Origin of the sequence: Haloferax gibbonsii ATCC 33959 (genome assembly GCF_000336775.1) — an archaeon.
Classification (GTDB): domain Archaea; phylum Halobacteriota; class Halobacteria; order Halobacteriales; family Haloferacaceae; genus Haloferax; species Haloferax gibbonsii.
Genome location: NZ_AOLJ01000025.1, coordinates 97,228 through 112,842, shown reverse-complemented (window position 1 = coordinate 112,842; position 15,615 = coordinate 97,228). Strand labels below are relative to the sequence as shown.

Below are 15,615 nucleotides of genomic sequence, written 5' to 3'. Positions count from 1 at the left end.
CGGCGTGAAATCTATCGTCGTCACCGAGTACGGAAGCTCCGACAGCCTCGAACTGCGCGAGACCGAGACGCCCGAGCCGGGGCCGGGCGAGGTCCGCATCGCCGTCGAGGCCGCCGGCATCAACTTCGCCGACATCATGCAGCGGCGCGGGACCTACCGAGACGGCCCGGAGCCGCCGTACACGCCGGGGATGGAGGCCGCGGGGACTATCGACGCGGTCGGCGACGGCGTCGGCCGCGAGGTCGGCGAGCGCGTCGTCGCCATGACCGGCGGCGGGGCGTACGCCGAGTACGTCACCACGCCGGCCCCGACGCTGTTCGACGTGCCCGAGTCGATGTCGTTCGCCGAGGCCGCCGGCTTCCCGGTCCAGTTCCTCACCGCGTACAACTGCCTCCACGAGTGGGGCGACCTCGACGACGACGAGCGCGTGCTGATTCAGGCGGCCGCCGGCGGCGTCGGCACCGCGGCGGTCCAACTCGCCGCCCACGCCGGCGTCGAGACGTTCGGCACGGCCAGCACCGAGGAGAAACTCGACCTCGCGGCCGACCTCGGACTCGACCACGGCATCCAGTACACCGAGGAGGACTTCCGCGAGGTCGTCGCCGACGAGACCGACGGCGCGGGCGTCGACCTCGTCCTCGACGGCGTCGGCGGCGAGACGTTCCGGCGCAGTCTGGACGCCCTCGCCGACTTCGGCCGACTCGTCACCTACGGCGCGGCGTCCGGCGACGCGGCCGAGGCGGACCCGACGCGCCTGCTGTTCGAGAACAAGTCGGTCATCGGCTTCCACCTCGGAAGCGCCATGCAGCAGCGTCCCGAGTCGATTCTCGGCGCGGTGCCGGAACTGTCCGAACTGCTCGCCGCGGGCGAACTCGACGTGGTCGTCGGCGAGACGTTCGCCCTCGAAGACGCCGCGGCGGCCCACGAGTACATCGAAGCCAGAAAGAGCAGCGGAAAAGTCGTCCTCGAACCGTAGCGAAAGCGGTGTGACGCGGCACCGCGTTTTTTCAGTTTAGTTTCGGTTCAGTCGAGTTCGCGAGCCAGCACGTCGCGCAGATCGGCGATATCGGCCGCGTCGTAGGCGGCCTCGTCGCCGTCGACCGCGACCGAGAGCGTCGCGTCGTCGGTCGTCGTTCCGAGGTCGACGACGGGCACGTCGCCCGCGAGGTCGCGGAGCGCGGCCTCGTCGGTCGTCTCGACGACGACACGACCGGGCGTCTCCTCGAACAGCGAGACGTAGTCGGCGACGGACACGTCCGCGCCGACCTCCTCGGTGACCATCTCGGCCAGCGCGACCGCGAGGCCGCCGTGGCTCACGTCGTGGACCGCGACGGTCGCCTCGTCCGCGGCGACGGCCTGAATCGTCTCGACCGCCGTCGCGGCGTCGGCGTCCTCGGGGAGCCCCGGGAAGGCGTCGGAGCCGCCGGCGTGTTCGAGGACCGCCGAGCCGCCGAGCGCCCCGCCGGAGTGGCCGACGAGGAACAGGTCGCCCTCGCCCGAAAGCGAGAGGCCGGGCGAGGAGCCGTCCGCCTTGCCGACCATCGCCAGCGTCGGCGTCGGCGGAATCGGGCCGGAGACGGAGTCGTTGTACAGCGAGACGTTGCCGCCGACGACCGGGACCGAAAGCGCCCGGCACATGTCGGCGAGGCCGTCGACGATGCCCTTGAAGCCGCCGTACACGTCGGGCTTCTCGGGGTTGCCGCCGTTGAGGCAGTCGACCGTCGCGAGGGGCGACGCGCCCTTCGCGGCGAGGTTGGTCGCGTTCTCGAAGGCGACCGCGCGCGCGCCGTCGTAGGGCGCGGCGGTCGTCCAGTTGGGGTCCGCACCGCCGGTGAACGCGAGTTTCGTGTCGGCCTCGGGCACGTCGAGGAGCGCCGCGTCGTCGCCGGGGCGGCGGGCCGTCCGCAGGCCGACCTCGTGGTCGTACTGGCGGTAGACCCAGCGCTTCGACGCCGTGTTGGGGTCGGCGACGACCGCCTCGAACGCCGCTTCGAGGTCGAACGCGGGCAGGTCGCGCGTCGCCGACTCGGGTTCGACCGAGTCGAGGTCGTTCATCGGCGCGCCCTCCGCGAGGAACTCCGGCGGCACGTCGACGACGGGTTCGCCGTCGAAGGTGCAGACGTAGTTGCCCTCGGCGACCTCGCCGATGACGGCGCTCCCGAGGTCGAAGCGGGCGGCGAGTTCCTGCACGCGCTCGACGTTCTCGGGGGTCACCTCGTAGCACATGCGCTCTTGGGACTCCGAGAGGAGAATCTCGAAGGCGTTCATGTTCGGCTCGCGCTGGTGGACCTTCTCGAGGTCGATTTCCGCGCCGAAACCGCCCTTGGCGACGAGTTCGGAGGACGCGCCGCCGAGACCGGCGGCCCCGAGGTCGCGGGCGGACTCGACGAGGTCCTCGTCGATGAGCGCCTCGTTGCACTCGATGAGCAGTTTCTCCGTGTAGGGGTCGCCGACCTGCACCGCGGGCCGGTCTTCGGTCTCGGCGTCCTCCGCGAGGTCCTCGCTGGCGAAGGACGCGCCGCCGAGGCCGTCGCGGCCGGTCGAACTGCCGACGAGAACGAGTTTGTTACCCGCCTTCTGCGCTTCGGCCGTGACGAGGCGGTCGGCCGAGAGGAGGCCGACGCAGGCGACGTTGACGAGCGGGTTGCCCTCGTAGTTCTCGTGGAACGAGGTCGAACCGGTCACCGTCGGGACGCCGATGGCGTTGCCGTAGTCGGCGATGCCCTCGACGACGCCGTCGAGGAGGTACCGCGAGTGCTCGCGGTCGAAGTCGCCGAAGTAGAGGCAGTCGGCGAGCGCGATGGGGTACGCGCCCATCGAGAGGGTGTCGCGGACGATGCCGCCGACGCCCGTGGCCGCGCCGTCGTAGGGGTCGACGTAGGAGGGGTGGTTGTGGCTCTCGATACCGAGCGTGATGTAGGTGTCGTCGTCCAGAGCGACGACCGCGGCGTCGTCACCGGGACCGATGACGACCTGGTCGCCCTCCGAGTCGAACGCCGACAGAAGCGGGCGAGACGACCGGTAGGCGCAGTGTTCGCTCCAGAGGTTTTCGAAGAGTATCTCCTCGGCCGGCGTCGGGTCTCGACCGAGTTCGGCGACGACGAGGTCGCGGTCCGCGTCGGAAAGCGTCATTCACTGGTATGGTCAGAACGCACATTGTAAACCCTTTCTATGTGCACGAACGTGCGTAAAATGTGGTCGGAGTCGCCGTCGTCGCCCGCATCCGACTCACGCGGGCGTGTACGGCGGCGACTCGGCGCGGATTATCTCCGTCAGCTCGTGCATCTCGTCTTGGAGCAACACGAGCAGGTCGTCCATCGTGACGATACCCGTCAGCCTGCCGCCGTCGGTTATCGGCGCGCGCCGGACGCCGTGTTCCCGCATCTGCCGGAACAGGTCGAAGACGCCCACGTCGGCGTCGACGGTGAACGGTCGCTCGGTCATCGCGTCTCTCGCCGTCATCCCGCTCGTGTCGCCGCCGGCGGCGACGCACTTGAGCGCGATGTCGCGGTCGGTCACGATACCCCGGATGTCGTCGCCGTCAGCGACGACGACCGAACCGACCTTTCGGTCCTCCATCAGCTTCGCCAGCTCTCGAATCGGCGTGTCTTCCCTCGCTGTCACCAGTTCGTCTCTCGGTCGTGCGATGTCTCGTACGGTCATCTCTCTCACTCCGGTGGAACCACGCGGTGTGGGTACGCCACCGTTCGACACGTTCGTCGCCCGCGATATTATTTCTGTATTCTTACATCTCGACCAGTTTCGGCGGTATGTCGGCGCGCGCGGAGTGTCCGCGGACGCGGACGGTCTCTCGCGTCGGTGTCATCAACGGCGGCGTGCTCCGATACCCCACCGGAAGCCGTGCGTGAGGTCAACACGCCAATCACACCGGGACCGGGGCGCTTTTTTAGCCTCCATCGTTAGGAGACGGTGTGTTATCGGTCGAGTTGCACTCGCATTCGTCTCTGTCCTACGACGGCCGGGACCCAATCGAGTACCTCCTCGAACAGGCGGTCGCGGTCGGCTTGGACGCCCTCGCCGTGACCGACCACGACGAGATAGACGCCAGCCTCGAAGCCGCGGAACTCGCGGCCGACTACGGACTGGTCGGCATCCCCGGGATGGAAGTCACCTGCGCCGCGGGCCACGTCCTCGCGCTCGGCGTCGAGGAACTGATTCCAGCGGGGTTGTCGTACGACGAGACGCTCGACCGCATCCACGACGCCGGCGGCATCGCCGTCGTCCCGCACCCCTTCCAGAAGTCGCGTCACGGCGTCGCCCCGCACATCTCCAGCGCGCAACTGGCCAGCGCCGACGCCATCGAGATCTACAACTCGCGGCTCCTCACCGGCATCGCCAACCAGCGCGCCGAGCGGTTCGCCAAGCGGCGGAACCTCCCGATGACGGCCGGGAGCGACGCCCACATCGCGGAGATGGTCGGACAGGCCGTCACCGAGGTCGGCACCGACACCCGAAGCGCGGACGCCATCCTCTCGGCCGTCGCCGAGGGGCGAACCAGCGTCGTCGGCAACAAGACCCCGTGGCGTATCTCGTTCCGGCAGGCCGCGGGCGGCGCGACCCGGCGCCTGAAACACGCCCTGACGGACCTCTTTTGATGCGCGGCGCGTCCCCCGACCTCGTCCGGCGCGCCCTCGGCGAGCGCGACCCGCTCCCCGGAACCGCGGGATTCGCGGGCGAACTCGACGGCCGACTCGTCCGCGACGTGCTCGGTCGCCAGCCCCTCTTCTCCGAGCGCGACGACCCAGAGCGGTGGTCGTTCGACCACCGCGACCTCGACGACCCGGTCGCCGTCCCCGCCGGTCACGCCCGCGAGACGACCGGCGAGGCCGCCGGCGACGACGAACGCGTCTGGTCGCTCCCCGACCCGCCGGCAGCCACCGACCGCGACGCCGCGCTCGAACGCGTCCGCGAGGCCGTCTTCGACTCGGTTCAGTCGGTCGATGACGACGGCCTCGCCGTGGCCTTCTCCGGCGGCGTCGACTCCGCGGTCGTCGCGGCCGGCGTCCCCGACGCCCCCTGTTACGTCGCCGGCTTCGAGGGCTCCCACGACGTCGCCGCCGCCCGCGAGGCCGCCGCCGCGATGGACCGCGACCTCGCCGTGGTCGAACTCACCCACGAGGCGCTCGAACGCGCCGTCCCGGAAATCGTCGCCGCGCTCGGACGGACGAACCCGATGGACGTGCAAATCGTCCTTCCCCTGTACCTGCTCGCCGAGCGGGTCGCCGAAGACGGCTACGACCGCCTCGCGGTCGGACAGGGCGCGGACGAACTGTTCGGCGGCTACGCGAAGGTCCAGAAGGCCCCCGACGACCCGCGCGTCGAGGCCGAAACCGTCCGCGGGGCGGCCCGCGAGCTGATTCTCACGCTCCCCGACCAGCTCGAACGCGACCTGCTCGTCCTCCGCGCCGCCGGGGTCGAACCCGTCGCGCCGCTGCTCCACGACCGCGTGGTCTCGGCGGCGCTCCCGCTTCCCGGCCAGTTGCTCGTCGACGGCGACCGGCGGAAGGTCGCGCTCAGGGAGGCCGCGAGCGGCGTGCTCCCCGAGTCGGTCGCGGAAGCGGACAAGAAGGCGGTCCAGTACGGGACCTACGCCTCGCGCGAACTCGACCGGCTCGCGCGGCAGGCGGGGTTCAAGCGGCGGATGGAGAATCACGTCCAGCGGTACGTCGAATCGCTAGTAGAGTAGGTCGGTCCCGGTCGGTCTCGTCGCTCCGTTCGACTCAGTTCTCCGTCTGACTCAGTTCTCCGTCTCGTCGCCGACGACCTCGATGGCCTCCAGCGCGAACTGCACCGTGTCGGGGTCGAGGTCGCTCTCGCGGAGGGCCGACTCGTCGTACCACGACCAGACCTCGGGGTCGGCCTCGCCCGCCGCGGGGTCGATGTCGCGGGAGTCCACGCGGGCGTAGAAGATGTGGTCGATGTGCTGGTGACCGACCGAGCCGTCGCCGTGGACGTTGATGTCGTAGAGCATCTGCTGGCGGGGCTGGGGGAGCGCCCGGCCGTCGGGCGCGGGGACGGACGGCGTGTCGTCGACGAGTTCGGGGTCGAGACCCGTCTCCTCGCGGACCTCGCGGAGGCCGGCCTCGTGGGGGAGTTCGTCGCGGTCGACGTGGCCGCCCGGCGGGATGCGGATGCCGAGGCGCTCGTGTCGGTGAAGCGCCACCGCACCGTCGTTGACGATGTACACGGTCGAGGTGAAATGTCGGGTCGTCTCCATGGCTGTGGCTCCGGAGCGAGCGGCATGGCTGTTGCGAAACGAGACGAAACGGAGCGAGACGAAACGAAGCGAAGCGAGACGCGGCGGCGCGAACCGAACGAACCGGCCGGGTTAGGGCAGTTGGACCTGCTCTTCGGCTTCGAGGAGTTCGTGGTAGCGGTTGCGGATGGTGACCTCGGAGATGTTTGCGACCTCGGAGACCTCGTTCTGCGTCACCTTCTCGTTGGTGAGAAGCGAGGCCGCGTAGACGGCGGCGGCGGCGAGGCCGACGGGGGACTTGCCCGAGTGGACACCCTGTTCTTTGGCGTTCTTCAAGAGCTGTCGGGCGCGCCGCTCGGACTCGTCGGAGAGGCCGAGTTCGCTGGCGAACCGCGGGACGTACTGCTCGGGGTCGGCGGGCTTGATTTCGAGCTTCAGCTCGCGGACGACGTAGCGGTAGGTGCGGGCGATTTCGTCCTTCTCGACGCGCGAGACGCTCGTAATCTCGTCGAGCGACCGCGGGGTGTCGGCCATGCGGGCGGCGGCGTACAGCGCCGACGTGGCGACGCCCTCGATGGAGCGGCCGGGGAGCAAGTCGTCGTCGAGCGCGCGGCGATAGATGACCGAGGCGGTCTCGCGGACGTTATCCGGGAGGCCGAGCGCGGAGGCCATGCGGTCGATTTCGCCGAGCGCCTGCTTCAGGTTGCGCTCCTTGGAGTCGCGGGTGCGGAACCGCTCGTTCCACGTGCGAAGTCGCTGCATCTTCTCGCGCTGGCGGGACGACAGCGAGCGCCCGTAGGCGTCTTTGTTCTGCCAACCGATGTTGGTCGACAGCCCCTTGTCGTGCATCATGTTCGTCGTGGGCGCGCCGACGCGGGACTTCTGGTCTTTCTCCGAGGAGTTGAACGCGCGCCACTCGGGGCCGTGGTCTATCTCGTTTTCCTCCACGACGAGGCCGCAGTCCTCACAGACCGTCTCGCCGTGTTCGGAGTCGGCGACGAGACTCTCCGAGTCACACTCGGGACACGAGAGCGTCTGCTCCCGCTCGGCGTCGGTCTGCTCGGTATCTTTCGTATTCTCATTGCGCACGCGCGCGTTGCCGGTCGTGAAACGTCGGACACTTTCTGTCATTTGTGTGCGAGAGAAGCAACTGGGAACGGTCGTTCTCCGTCTATTCGTATTGACCCTCGTTACTTATATCTGACGGCGGCAGAAGGACGGAATGAGCCGTGTTCGCAGGGTCGGTTCCAGTCGTCTCGTCGGCGAGCTCGCCCGGGCGGTCCCACCCCGCGGACCGGAGGAAACGACCCACACCGAAACTCTTACTCCCGGTCTCCGTCACCTCCGATACATGAGCGATACGCCCGTCGACGCCGACGAGGTTCGACACGTCGCCGAGTTGGCGCGGGTCGACCTCGACGAGGACGAGGTCGAGGAGTTCGCGGCGCAGTTCGCGGACATCCTCGGCTACTTCGACGCCCTCGACGAGGTCCCCGAAGTCGACCGCGAGGACGAACTGGTGAACGTGATGCGCCCCGACGAGGTCCGCGAGGGCCTCACCCAAGAGGAGGCGCTCTCGAACGCCGCTGAGACCGAAGACGGCTTCTTCAAGGGCCCGCGGGTGTCGTAGATGTCGCTGAACGCCTTCATCACGAAAGAGACGCTCGACGGCTCCGACGACGGCCCGCTGGCCGGCAAGACGGTCGCCGTCAAGGACAACATCTCCACGGAGGGGCTGCGGACGACCTGCGGCTCCGCGATGCTCGAAGACTACGTCCCGCCGTACGACGCGACCGTCGTCGAACTCCTGAAGGACGCCGGCGCGACCATCGTCGGCAAGGCCAACATGGACGAGTTCGGCATGGGGACGACGACCGAGACCTCGGCGTTCGGCCCGACGAAGAACCCCGTCGACGAGTCCCGCGTCCCCGGCGGCTCCTCCGGCGGCTCCGCGGCCGCCGTCGCCGCCGGCGAGGCCGACCTCGCGCTCGGCACCGACACCGGCGGCTCCATCCGCTGTCCCGCGGCGTTCTGCGGCGTCGTCGGCATCAAGCCGACCTACGGCCTCGTCTCGCGGTACGGCCTCGTCGCCTACGCGAACTCCCTCGAACAGATCGGCCCCATCGCGCCGACCGTCGAGGACGCCGCCGCGCTCCTCGACGTCATCGCCGGCCCCGACGACCGGGACGGCACGACCCGCGACGCCGGTGCCGACTCGAACTACGCCGCGGCCGCCGACGGCGACGTCGAGGGGCTCACCATCGGCGTCCCGACCGAGTTCGTCGAGGGCGCGGACGAGGGCGTCGAAGCGGCGTTCTGGGCCGCGCTCGACGAACTCGAAGCGCAGGGCGCGGAGTACCGCGAGGTCAGCATGCCGTCCGTCGAGAAGGCCGTCGCCGCCTACTACGTCATCGCCATGTCCGAGGCGTCGTCGAACCTCGCCCGCTTCGACGGGGTCCGCTACGGCAAGTCCGGCGGTTACGACGGTAACTGGAACGAGGCGTTCGCCCGCGCCCGCGAGGACGGCTTCGGCTCCGAGGTCAAACGCCGCATCCTCCTCGGCACGTACGCCCTCTCCGCGGGCTACCACGACAAGTACTACGCGAAGGCGCAGGACGCCCGCGCGTGGGTCAAACAGGACTTCGACGAGGCGTTCGAGGACGTGGACGTGGTCGCGTCGCCGACGATGCCGGTCCCGCCGTTCGAACTCGGCGAGAGCCTCGACGACCCGCTGCAGATGTACCTCGCCGACGCGAACACCGTGCCGGTGAACCTCGCGAACCTCCCCGCCATCTCGGTGCCGGCGGGCGAGACCGACGGTCTCCCGGTCGGTCTCCAACTCATCGGGCCGAAGTTCGGCGAGGAGACCATCGTCCGCGCCGCGTCCGCGGTCGAGAACTAACACGAGAACGGCTTTTCACGGCACCGAGCGCCGACCGAGTCGCTCGGTTCCGCGTCGTCGGTCGTCGTCGCGGGTGGACTATCCCCGAAACAGATTCATCACTTCGTCGGCCACGTCCGACTCGACGCCGAGCACGTAGCGGTGACCGGCTTCGAGGACGGTGTCGGGGCCGCCGATTCGGTTCCCCTGATAGTCGACGATGATGAGACTCCCCTGTGGGAGCCGAACCTCGTCGAGTCGCTTGCCGGCGACGGGCGCGTCTTCGGCGACTTCGACCTCCACGATTTCGACGTTGCCACCGATGTCTTCGATAGTTCGAACGCCGCCGTTCGCGATTTCGTTGGTCGCCGCCCGCGCGCCGAGTCGCTCTGGGAAGACGAGTCCGTCCACGAACTCCTCGTAGAGTTCGTCCGGCGTCCCGGTGATTCGCATGACGGTCCGAACGTCCGACATCCGCTGCGCGGCCAGGCAGACGGCGAAGTTGGTCGACTCGTCGTCGGTGAGTGCGGCCACCACGTCGCTCCGCTCGGGTTGGGCCTGTCTGAGTATCTCCGGGCGGGAGGCGTCCCCCTCGATGACGGTGGCGATGTACTTGTCGGCGACGTCCGGGATTCGGTCCGGGTCCGCCTCGACGATGACCACGTCGTGGCCCCGGTCGGAGAGGAGTTCGGCCGTCCGAAGGCCCAACTCTCCACCGCCGGCGACGACGACGCGTAAATCGTGTGTTACTGGGTCGGGCATGCGTGTGAATTGGTGTCGGCGTGTAGTAGTCGTCTCGGTGCGGTGTTTCGTCGGCGGGTAGTCTTCGGACTCTCGGGTCGATTCGTCGGTCAGTCGTCGGCTCCCTCCGCCGGTTCAATCGGCTCCGGGTCCTGAATCTCGGGCGGTCCCGCCGGGCCGACGTCGTCGCGCCTCGACAAGAGGAGGTAGACGCCGCCGCCGACGACGAGCCAACCGATGGCCAGCACCCAGGTGAACCAGTCGATAAAGAGGCCCAAAAGCACGTTACAGACGATGCCGAGGACCGGAGTGACGGGGTACAGCGGCACTTCGAAAGGTCGCTGTAGGTTCGGCTGTCGCCGCCGAAGCCGAATCAACGCGTAGTTGACGATGATGAACCCCAGAAGCGAGAACAGGCTCGCAAGGTTCCCGACGATGCGGATGGGAACGACGAGGACGGCGACGAGCATCACCACGGCCGACGCGAGAATGGCGACGAGCGGCGTCCCGTACCGGTGGTGGAACCGGCCGAGGCGGGCGGGTAACTGTCGCTCGCGGCCCATGGCGAACGCCACTCGGGACGACCCGATGACGACCGCGTTGAGCGCCGAGATGGTCGAAAAGACCGCCCCGAAGGCGATGAGCGCCGCGCCCGTTCCGACTATCGGGAACGTCGGCATGAAGCCCTCCGCCGCCTGCGCGATTGCCGTCTCGCCCGCGCCAGCGAGCCCGTCCGCGCCGAGCGTCCCGATGGCGACGAAGACGACGAACAGGTAGACGACCACGGTGACGGCGACCGAGAGGAGGATGGCCCGCGGGATGTTCACCTGCGGGTTCTCGACTTCCTCGGTGACGGTGGCGATGAGGTCGTACCCCTGAAACGCGATGAACGTCAGCCCCATCGCGGGGAGGACCGACAGCGCTCCCTCGGTGAAAAGCGGGTCGAACTCCCCCGCGTCCGCGGCCGTGAGACCGAACGCGACGAACACGCCGAGGATAGCGATTTTGAGTAGCGTGATGGCTGTCTCGCCCCGTCCCGAGGCTTCCGTCGAGAGGGCGTTGAGCGCCACGAGCGTCACGACGGCCCCGAGCGCGTACAGGACCGGCGGCCCCGGAAGGGCGTAGCCGTAGATGTGCCCGAACTCGACGAAGTTCGAGGCGAACCCGAGCGCGTACAGCGACCCCGCGATCATGTACGTGAACCACCGCGTCCACCCCATGACGAAGGCGACGGGTGCGGAAAACACCTCGCGGACGTACGCGTACCCGCCGCCGTTTCGCGGAATCGCGGCCGCGAGTTCGGCGTACGAAAGCGCCGTGAAGGTCGTCACGCCGCCGTTGAGGGCGAACGCGACGATGGCCGCCGGGCCGGAGATATCGACTGCAAGCCCCGTCAACACGAAGATTCCCGCGCCGATCATCGCGCCGATTCCGACCATCGTCGCGTCGAGCAGACTGAGACTCACCGTCGGTTCGCGCCCGCCCGAGTGACTCACGGGCGGACCCTCGCTTGGTCGCGGGACCGACTGGCCGGGACCGTCATGTGTCCACATATACCACATCTGTTGATAAATATCCGGTCCACCACCCCGACCGAGACGCCGTAGACGCGCGGGCGGGCTGGACGAACACTCGGTTTACCCTCCAGTAGGGTGACCGAACACGCGGCGACGCCTCATTCGGTAGCTGTTTGCGCGGAAAGTCCCCGTTTGACCAACGAAACGACATGCCGACAGTTTTTCCACCACCCGATGCGCACGCCGGAACGTCATGTACATCATCGTCGTCGGTGCGGGCAACATCGGCACGCCGCTCATCGAAATCGCCACCGAGGGCGGCAACGAGGTCGTCGTCGTCGAGCGCGACGAGGCGAAGGCCGAGGCGGCCGCCGCGACGTTCGACTGCCTCGTCCTCAACGACGACGCCACGGTCAAACAGACGCTCGACGAGGCCGGCGCGGACCGCGCCGACGCCATCATCACGACGACGGACAAGGACGCGACCAACATCATGGTCTGCCTTCTGGCGAAGGAGCTCGACATCCCCGACATCGTCTCCGTCGTCCACAACCCCGAGCACATGAGCCTCTACCGCCAAATCGGCGTCAACACGATGGAGAACCCCCAGCGACTCATCGCGGAGTACCTCTATCGGGCGGTCAAGCGCCCGTCCATCGTCGACTACATGCGCATCGGCGAGCACGCCGAGGTGTTCGAAATCCGCGTCGACGAGGACGCGCCGATTACGGGGATGACGATTCAGGAGGCTGCCCAGGAGAACCTCCTCGACGGCGACACCCTCATAGTCGCTATCGAGCGCGAGGGCGACGACGACCCCGTGACGCCCCGCGGGAACACGACCATCGGTTCGGGCGACCTCCTGACGGTCTACTCCGCGAAGGGCGCGACGCCCGACGTGACCGACGTGTTCGGCCACTACGAGGACCACTGATGCCCCGCCGCGGACGAACCGTCTCGGGATGGCCCGCCGACCTCGCGGTCATCGGCCGCGACGTGGGCTCGCTCCTCGCCATGGAGTCGGCGCTGATGACCGCGTCGGTCCTCGTCGCGGTCGGCTTCGGCGAGTGGTACGCCGCCCTCGCGTTCCTCGTCGCCGGGGGCGCGACGGCGTTCGTCGGGCTGGGCGCGCGGAAGGCGTTCGAAGACGCCCCCGCGCCCCGCATGAAACACGGGATGATAATCGCCGCCGCGGGCTGGTTCGCCACCGCCGCCTTCGGGTCGCTTCCCTTCTTCCTCACGGCGCAGTTCGCCCCACAGAGCGTGTTCACGGCGCTCGTTCCCGCGGGGGTCGACTACGCCCAGTCGAGCCTCGTCTACTTCCGCGACCCCTTACACGCCCTGTTCGAGAGCATGAGCGGGTGGACCGGCAGCGGACTCACGATGGGCATCCACGAACCGTCGCTCCCGCGGACGATTCAGTGGTGGCGCTCGCTCATCCAGTGGGTCGGCGGCGTGGGCGTCATCGTCCTCACCGTCTCCATCCTCTCGCGGCCCGGCAGCGGGAGCTACGCGCTCTACCGCGGCGAGGCCAGAGAGGAGAAGATTCACCCGAGCGTCGTCTCGACGGTCCGGACGGTGTGGAAGATTTTCGTCGGCTACACGCTCCTGTCGGTGGTCGTCCTCTTTTTCGCCATCCGCGCCAGCGACTACGGGGCCGCGCTCCCGCTGTGGGAGGCGGCGTGGCAGGCGCTCAACCACGCGATGACCGGCCTGTCGACCGGCGGGTTCGCCGTCACCGACGGCTCCATCGGGACGTACGACTCGCCGCTCATCGAGACGGTGTTGCTCCCCATCATGGCGCTGGGCGCAATCGCCTTCCCCGTCCACTACGCCGTCCTGAAGAACCGCGACGTCGACCGCCTCTGGGGCGACCTCCAGACGCGTTGGCTCCTCGTCCTCTTCGCCGTCGGCGCGGTCGCGCTGGCCGTCCAGAACCTCGTCAGTCTCCCCGCGACCGCGGGGTCGGCGTTCGTCGAGACCGCCGACTACTTCGGGCTCTCGGGCGTCGTCGGCGGGGCGGAGTCGGACGCCGTCCGCGACGCCGCGTTCCACTGGGTGAGCGCGCTCACCTGCACCGGCTTTCAGGCCGCGCCGCTCGGCGAGTGGTCAGACGGCGGGAAGATTCTGCTGTCGGGGGCGATGACCCTCGGCGGGGCCGCCGGGTCGACCGTCGGCGGCATCAAAATCATCCGCGGCTACACCATCGCCCGCGGCATCCGCTGGCAGTTCTCCCGCGTCTTCCTCCCCGAGAGCGCAATCGTCAACATCGAGATGAACGGCCGCCGGCTCTCGCGGACCGAGATGGACCGCGAGTTCTCCGAGGCGGCCATCGTCTCGATGCTCTGGCTGCTGTTGCTCGTCGGGTCGAGCGTCCTCCTCGTGAACCTCGCCGGGCCGGAGTTCACCTACGCCGACGCGCTGTTCGAAGTCGCGTCCGCGCAGGGGAACGTCGGCATCTCGACGGGCATCACCGGCCCGTGGATGAACCCGTGGGTCGAGACGATGTTCCTCTTCAACATGTGGGTCGGTCGCCTCGAAATCATCCCGGTGTTGGTGTTCGCCCGGTCGGTCATCTACGGGCTGAATCCCTGACGAAAAGCGGCACTGACTCCTGTTTTTCGGCGCTATCGCCGCCAGTACTCTGGCGTGAAGATGACCAACACGGGGAGAATCTCCAGTCGGCCCACCCACATGAGAAGCACCATGTACAGCTTCGAGCCGTTGGAGAAGTCGAGATAGCTCCCCATCGGGCCGACGATGCCGAAGCCCGGCCCGACGTTCCCGAGGGTCGCGGCGACGGCGCTCATCGTTTCGAGGATGCTCACGTCGAAGCCGGTTCGCGCGGCGTCGAGGTGGAGCAGACCGGTCGAGACGAAAAAGAGCACGAGGTACAGGAGCGTGAAGGCGTAGATGCCGCGGATGGCCCGCTCGTCGACCGCGCGGCCCGCGAGCCTGACCGGGCGGACCGCCTCGGGGTGGGCCGTCGTGAACAGCTCTCGGCGGAGCGATTTCACGATGACGTACCAGCGGACGATTTTGACCGCGCCGCCGGTCGACCCGCCGGAGCCGCCGATGAACATCGCGAAGAGGAGGCCGTACTGCGTCGGCGCGCTCCACGCGTTGAAGTCGATGCTGGCGTAGCCGGTCGTCGTGACGATAGAGACGACCTGAAACACCGACTGGCGGACCGCGGGTTCGACGTTGCCGATGATGGCCGTGCGGATACCTTCGAGGTAGAGTTGGTCGTAGGTCTCGCCCGCCGGCGCGACGGACATGAGGCCGTCGCCGAGGAAGAGAATTCCGGCGAGAATGGCCGAGATGACCCCGATGACGCCGAGGTAGGACTTGAACTCGGTGTCCCGGAACAGCCGCTTCGGCTCGCCCGTGAGGACGTGCCAGAAGAGCGCGAAGTTGGTCCCGGCGGCGACCATGAAGGGAACGATGACCCACTGCGCGGCCGCCGAAAACGCCTCGATGCTGCGGGCCTCCGGGGAGAACCCGCCGGTCGGCATCGTCGTCAGCCCGTGGGCGATGGCGTTGTACACGTCCATGTTCGGGGCGTTGCCGGTGACGTGCAGGCCGTAGAGGAGGACGATTTCGAGCACCGTGAGGCCGAGGTACGCGCCCCAGAGCGCGCGGGCCGTCTCGGCGATGCGCGGGGTGAGTTTCTCGATGCCGGGGCCGGGCGCTTCCGCGTCCATCAGCTGTGCGCCACCCACGGAGAGTTCGGGGAGGATGGCGACCGCGAGGACGACGATACCCATCCCGCCGAGCCACTGGGTGAGCTGTCGCCACATCATGATGCCGCGGGTGTGGGAGTTAAACGAGATGTCGCCGAGCACCGTCGCCCCGGTCGTGGTGAAGCCGCTCATCGTCTCGAACAGCGCGTTCACCGGGCTCCCGAGGGTCGACTCGGGGTGGATGGGCGACGCGAGGAAGGGGATGCCGTGGGCCTCGATGAGAAACGGTATCGCGCCGACAATCGTGACGGCCAGCCACGTCACCGCGACCATCAGGAAGCCCTCGCGGGCCCCGATGTCGGGCTCGTCGGCGAGCCGTTCGAGCCCCGCGCCGACGAGGACCGTGACGGCCATCGTGACGACGAACGGGAGCACCGACTCGCCGTAGTACAGCGCGACCACGAGCGGGAAACAAAGAGGGACCGCGAGATACTTCAGGACGGTCCCCACGAGACGCAGGCTGGCTCTGTAATCGACCCGCAATTTCATCCGTGGACTAACGTACCGAGCGCCGGG

14 protein-coding genes are annotated in these 15,615 nt (G+C 68.3%); 7 read left to right on the top strand and 7 right to left on the bottom strand.

Annotated elements, in window-relative coordinates:
• Window positions 1-4: 4 nt before the first annotated feature.
• Window positions 5-976, top strand: coding sequence for a quinone oxidoreductase family protein (locus C454_RS17200; protein WP_004977566.1), 972 nt, complete (start codon window positions 5-7; stop codon window positions 974-976).
• 47 nt (window positions 977-1,023) lie between these two features.
• On the opposite strand, the gene purL is transcribed toward C454_RS17200, so the two are convergent.
• The gene (gene purL / locus C454_RS17195) at window positions 1,024-3,132 is read right to left on the bottom strand and encodes a phosphoribosylformylglycinamidine synthase subunit PurL (protein ID WP_004977565.1); all 2,109 of its coding nucleotides are present in this window, start codon (window positions 3,130-3,132) and stop codon (window positions 1,024-1,026) included.
• A gap of 96 nt (window positions 3,133-3,228) precedes the next feature.
• Window positions 3,229-3,663 (bottom strand): CBS domain-containing protein, encoded by a 435-nt coding sequence (locus tag C454_RS17190; RefSeq protein WP_049905253.1) that lies wholly within the window; start codon window positions 3,661-3,663, stop codon window positions 3,229-3,231.
• A gap of 269 nt (window positions 3,664-3,932) precedes the next feature.
• On the opposite strand from C454_RS17190, the gene C454_RS17185 reads away from it, so the two are divergent.
• Together C454_RS17185 and C454_RS17180 are read left to right on the top strand one after the other, a co-directional pair.
• Window positions 3,933-4,616 (top strand): PHP domain-containing protein, encoded by a 684-nt coding sequence (locus C454_RS17185; protein ID WP_004977563.1) that lies wholly within the window; start codon window positions 3,933-3,935, stop codon window positions 4,614-4,616.
• On the top strand, window positions 4,616-5,707 hold the full coding sequence (locus C454_RS17180; RefSeq protein WP_004977562.1) for an asparagine synthase-related protein: 1,092 nt from the start codon (window positions 4,616-4,618) through the stop codon (window positions 5,705-5,707). Before C454_RS17185 ends, C454_RS17180 begins: the two co-directional genes overlap by 1 nt.
• A gap of 51 nt (window positions 5,708-5,758) precedes the next feature.
• On the opposite strand, the gene C454_RS17175 is transcribed toward C454_RS17180, so the two are convergent.
• Both C454_RS17175 and C454_RS17170 read right to left on the bottom strand, forming a co-directional pair.
• Window positions 5,759-6,238 carry an NUDIX hydrolase gene (locus C454_RS17175; protein WP_004977561.1) on the bottom strand — a complete coding sequence of 160 codons (480 nt, stop codon included), beginning with the start codon at window positions 6,236-6,238 and terminating at the stop codon, window positions 5,759-5,761.
• 111 nt (window positions 6,239-6,349) lie between these two features.
• Window positions 6,350-7,306: a transcription initiation factor IIB gene (locus C454_RS17170; protein ID WP_004977560.1), complete on the bottom strand. Its 957-nt coding sequence runs from the start codon at window positions 7,304-7,306 to the stop codon at window positions 6,350-6,352.
• A 262-nt stretch (window positions 7,307-7,568) separates the two neighbouring features.
• Between C454_RS17170 and gatC the strand changes: the two genes are divergently transcribed.
• The gene (gene gatC / locus C454_RS17165) at window positions 7,569-7,847 is read left to right on the top strand and encodes an Asp-tRNA(Asn)/Glu-tRNA(Gln) amidotransferase subunit GatC (RefSeq protein ID WP_004977559.1); all 279 of its coding nucleotides are present in this window, start codon (window positions 7,569-7,571) and stop codon (window positions 7,845-7,847) included.
• Window positions 7,848-9,119 carry an Asp-tRNA(Asn)/Glu-tRNA(Gln) amidotransferase subunit GatA gene (gene gatA, locus C454_RS17160; RefSeq protein WP_004977558.1) on the top strand — a complete coding sequence of 424 codons (1,272 nt, stop codon included), beginning with the start codon at window positions 7,848-7,850 and terminating at the stop codon, window positions 9,117-9,119. It begins immediately after the preceding gene.
• Between the two features lie 78 nt (window positions 9,120-9,197).
• On the opposite strand, the gene C454_RS17155 is transcribed toward gatA, so the two are convergent.
• Together C454_RS17155 and C454_RS17150 are read right to left on the bottom strand one after the other, a co-directional pair.
• The gene (locus C454_RS17155; RefSeq protein WP_049905251.1) at window positions 9,198-9,860 is read right to left on the bottom strand and encodes a potassium channel family protein; all 663 of its coding nucleotides are present in this window, start codon (window positions 9,858-9,860) and stop codon (window positions 9,198-9,200) included.
• 89 nt (window positions 9,861-9,949) lie between these two features.
• Complete coding sequence (locus tag C454_RS17150) at window positions 9,950-11,335, bottom strand: APC family permease (RefSeq protein WP_004977556.1); 1,386 nt, start codon at window positions 11,333-11,335, stop codon at window positions 9,950-9,952.
• A gap of 274 nt (window positions 11,336-11,609) precedes the next feature.
• Between C454_RS17150 and C454_RS17145 the strand changes: the two genes are divergently transcribed.
• A complete protein-coding gene (locus C454_RS17145) occupies window positions 11,610-12,290 on the top strand; it encodes a potassium channel family protein (protein ID WP_004977555.1) in 681 nt (226 codons plus the stop codon).
• Window positions 12,290-13,951 (top strand): TrkH family potassium uptake protein, encoded by a 1,662-nt coding sequence (locus C454_RS17140; RefSeq protein ID WP_004977554.1) that lies wholly within the window; start codon window positions 12,290-12,292, stop codon window positions 13,949-13,951. Before C454_RS17145 ends, C454_RS17140 begins: the two co-directional genes overlap by 1 nt.
• A 32-nt stretch (window positions 13,952-13,983) precedes the next feature.
• On the opposite strand, the gene C454_RS17135 is transcribed toward C454_RS17140, so the two are convergent.
• Complete coding sequence (locus tag C454_RS17135) at window positions 13,984-15,588, bottom strand: TrkH family potassium uptake protein (protein WP_049905250.1); 1,605 nt, start codon at window positions 15,586-15,588, stop codon at window positions 13,984-13,986.
• Window positions 15,589-15,615: the final 27 nt, after the last annotated feature.

What these genes read in the sequence shown, in the direction of transcription:
- purL (WP_004977565.1), bottom strand. Translation starts at nt 3,132, where the DNA reads ATGACGCTTTCCGACGCGGACCGCGACCTCGTCGTCGCCGAACTCGGT.
- C454_RS17190 (WP_049905253.1), bottom strand. Translation starts at nt 3,663, where the DNA reads ATGACCGTACGAGACATCGCACGACCGAGAGACGAACTGGTGACAGCG.
- C454_RS17180 (WP_004977562.1), top strand. Translation starts at nt 4,616, where the DNA reads ATGCGCGGCGCGTCCCCCGACCTCGTCCGGCGCGCCCTCGGCGAGCGC.
- C454_RS17175 (WP_004977561.1), bottom strand. Translation starts at nt 6,238, where the DNA reads ATGGAGACGACCCGACATTTCACCTCGACCGTGTACATCGTCAACGAC.
- gatC (WP_004977559.1), top strand. Translation starts at nt 7,569, where the DNA reads ATGAGCGATACGCCCGTCGACGCCGACGAGGTTCGACACGTCGCCGAG.
- gatA (WP_004977558.1), top strand. Translation starts at nt 7,848, where the DNA reads ATGTCGCTGAACGCCTTCATCACGAAAGAGACGCTCGACGGCTCCGAC.
- C454_RS17155 (WP_049905251.1), bottom strand. Translation starts at nt 9,860, where the DNA reads ATGCCCGACCCAGTAACACACGATTTACGCGTCGTCGTCGCCGGCGGT.
- C454_RS17145 (WP_004977555.1), top strand. Translation starts at nt 11,610, where the DNA reads ATGTACATCATCGTCGTCGGTGCGGGCAACATCGGCACGCCGCTCATC.
- C454_RS17140 (WP_004977554.1), top strand. Translation starts at nt 12,290, where the DNA reads ATGCCCCGCCGCGGACGAACCGTCTCGGGATGGCCCGCCGACCTCGCG.
- C454_RS17135 (WP_049905250.1), bottom strand. Translation starts at nt 15,588, where the DNA reads ATGAAATTGCGGGTCGATTACAGAGCCAGCCTGCGTCTCGTGGGGACC.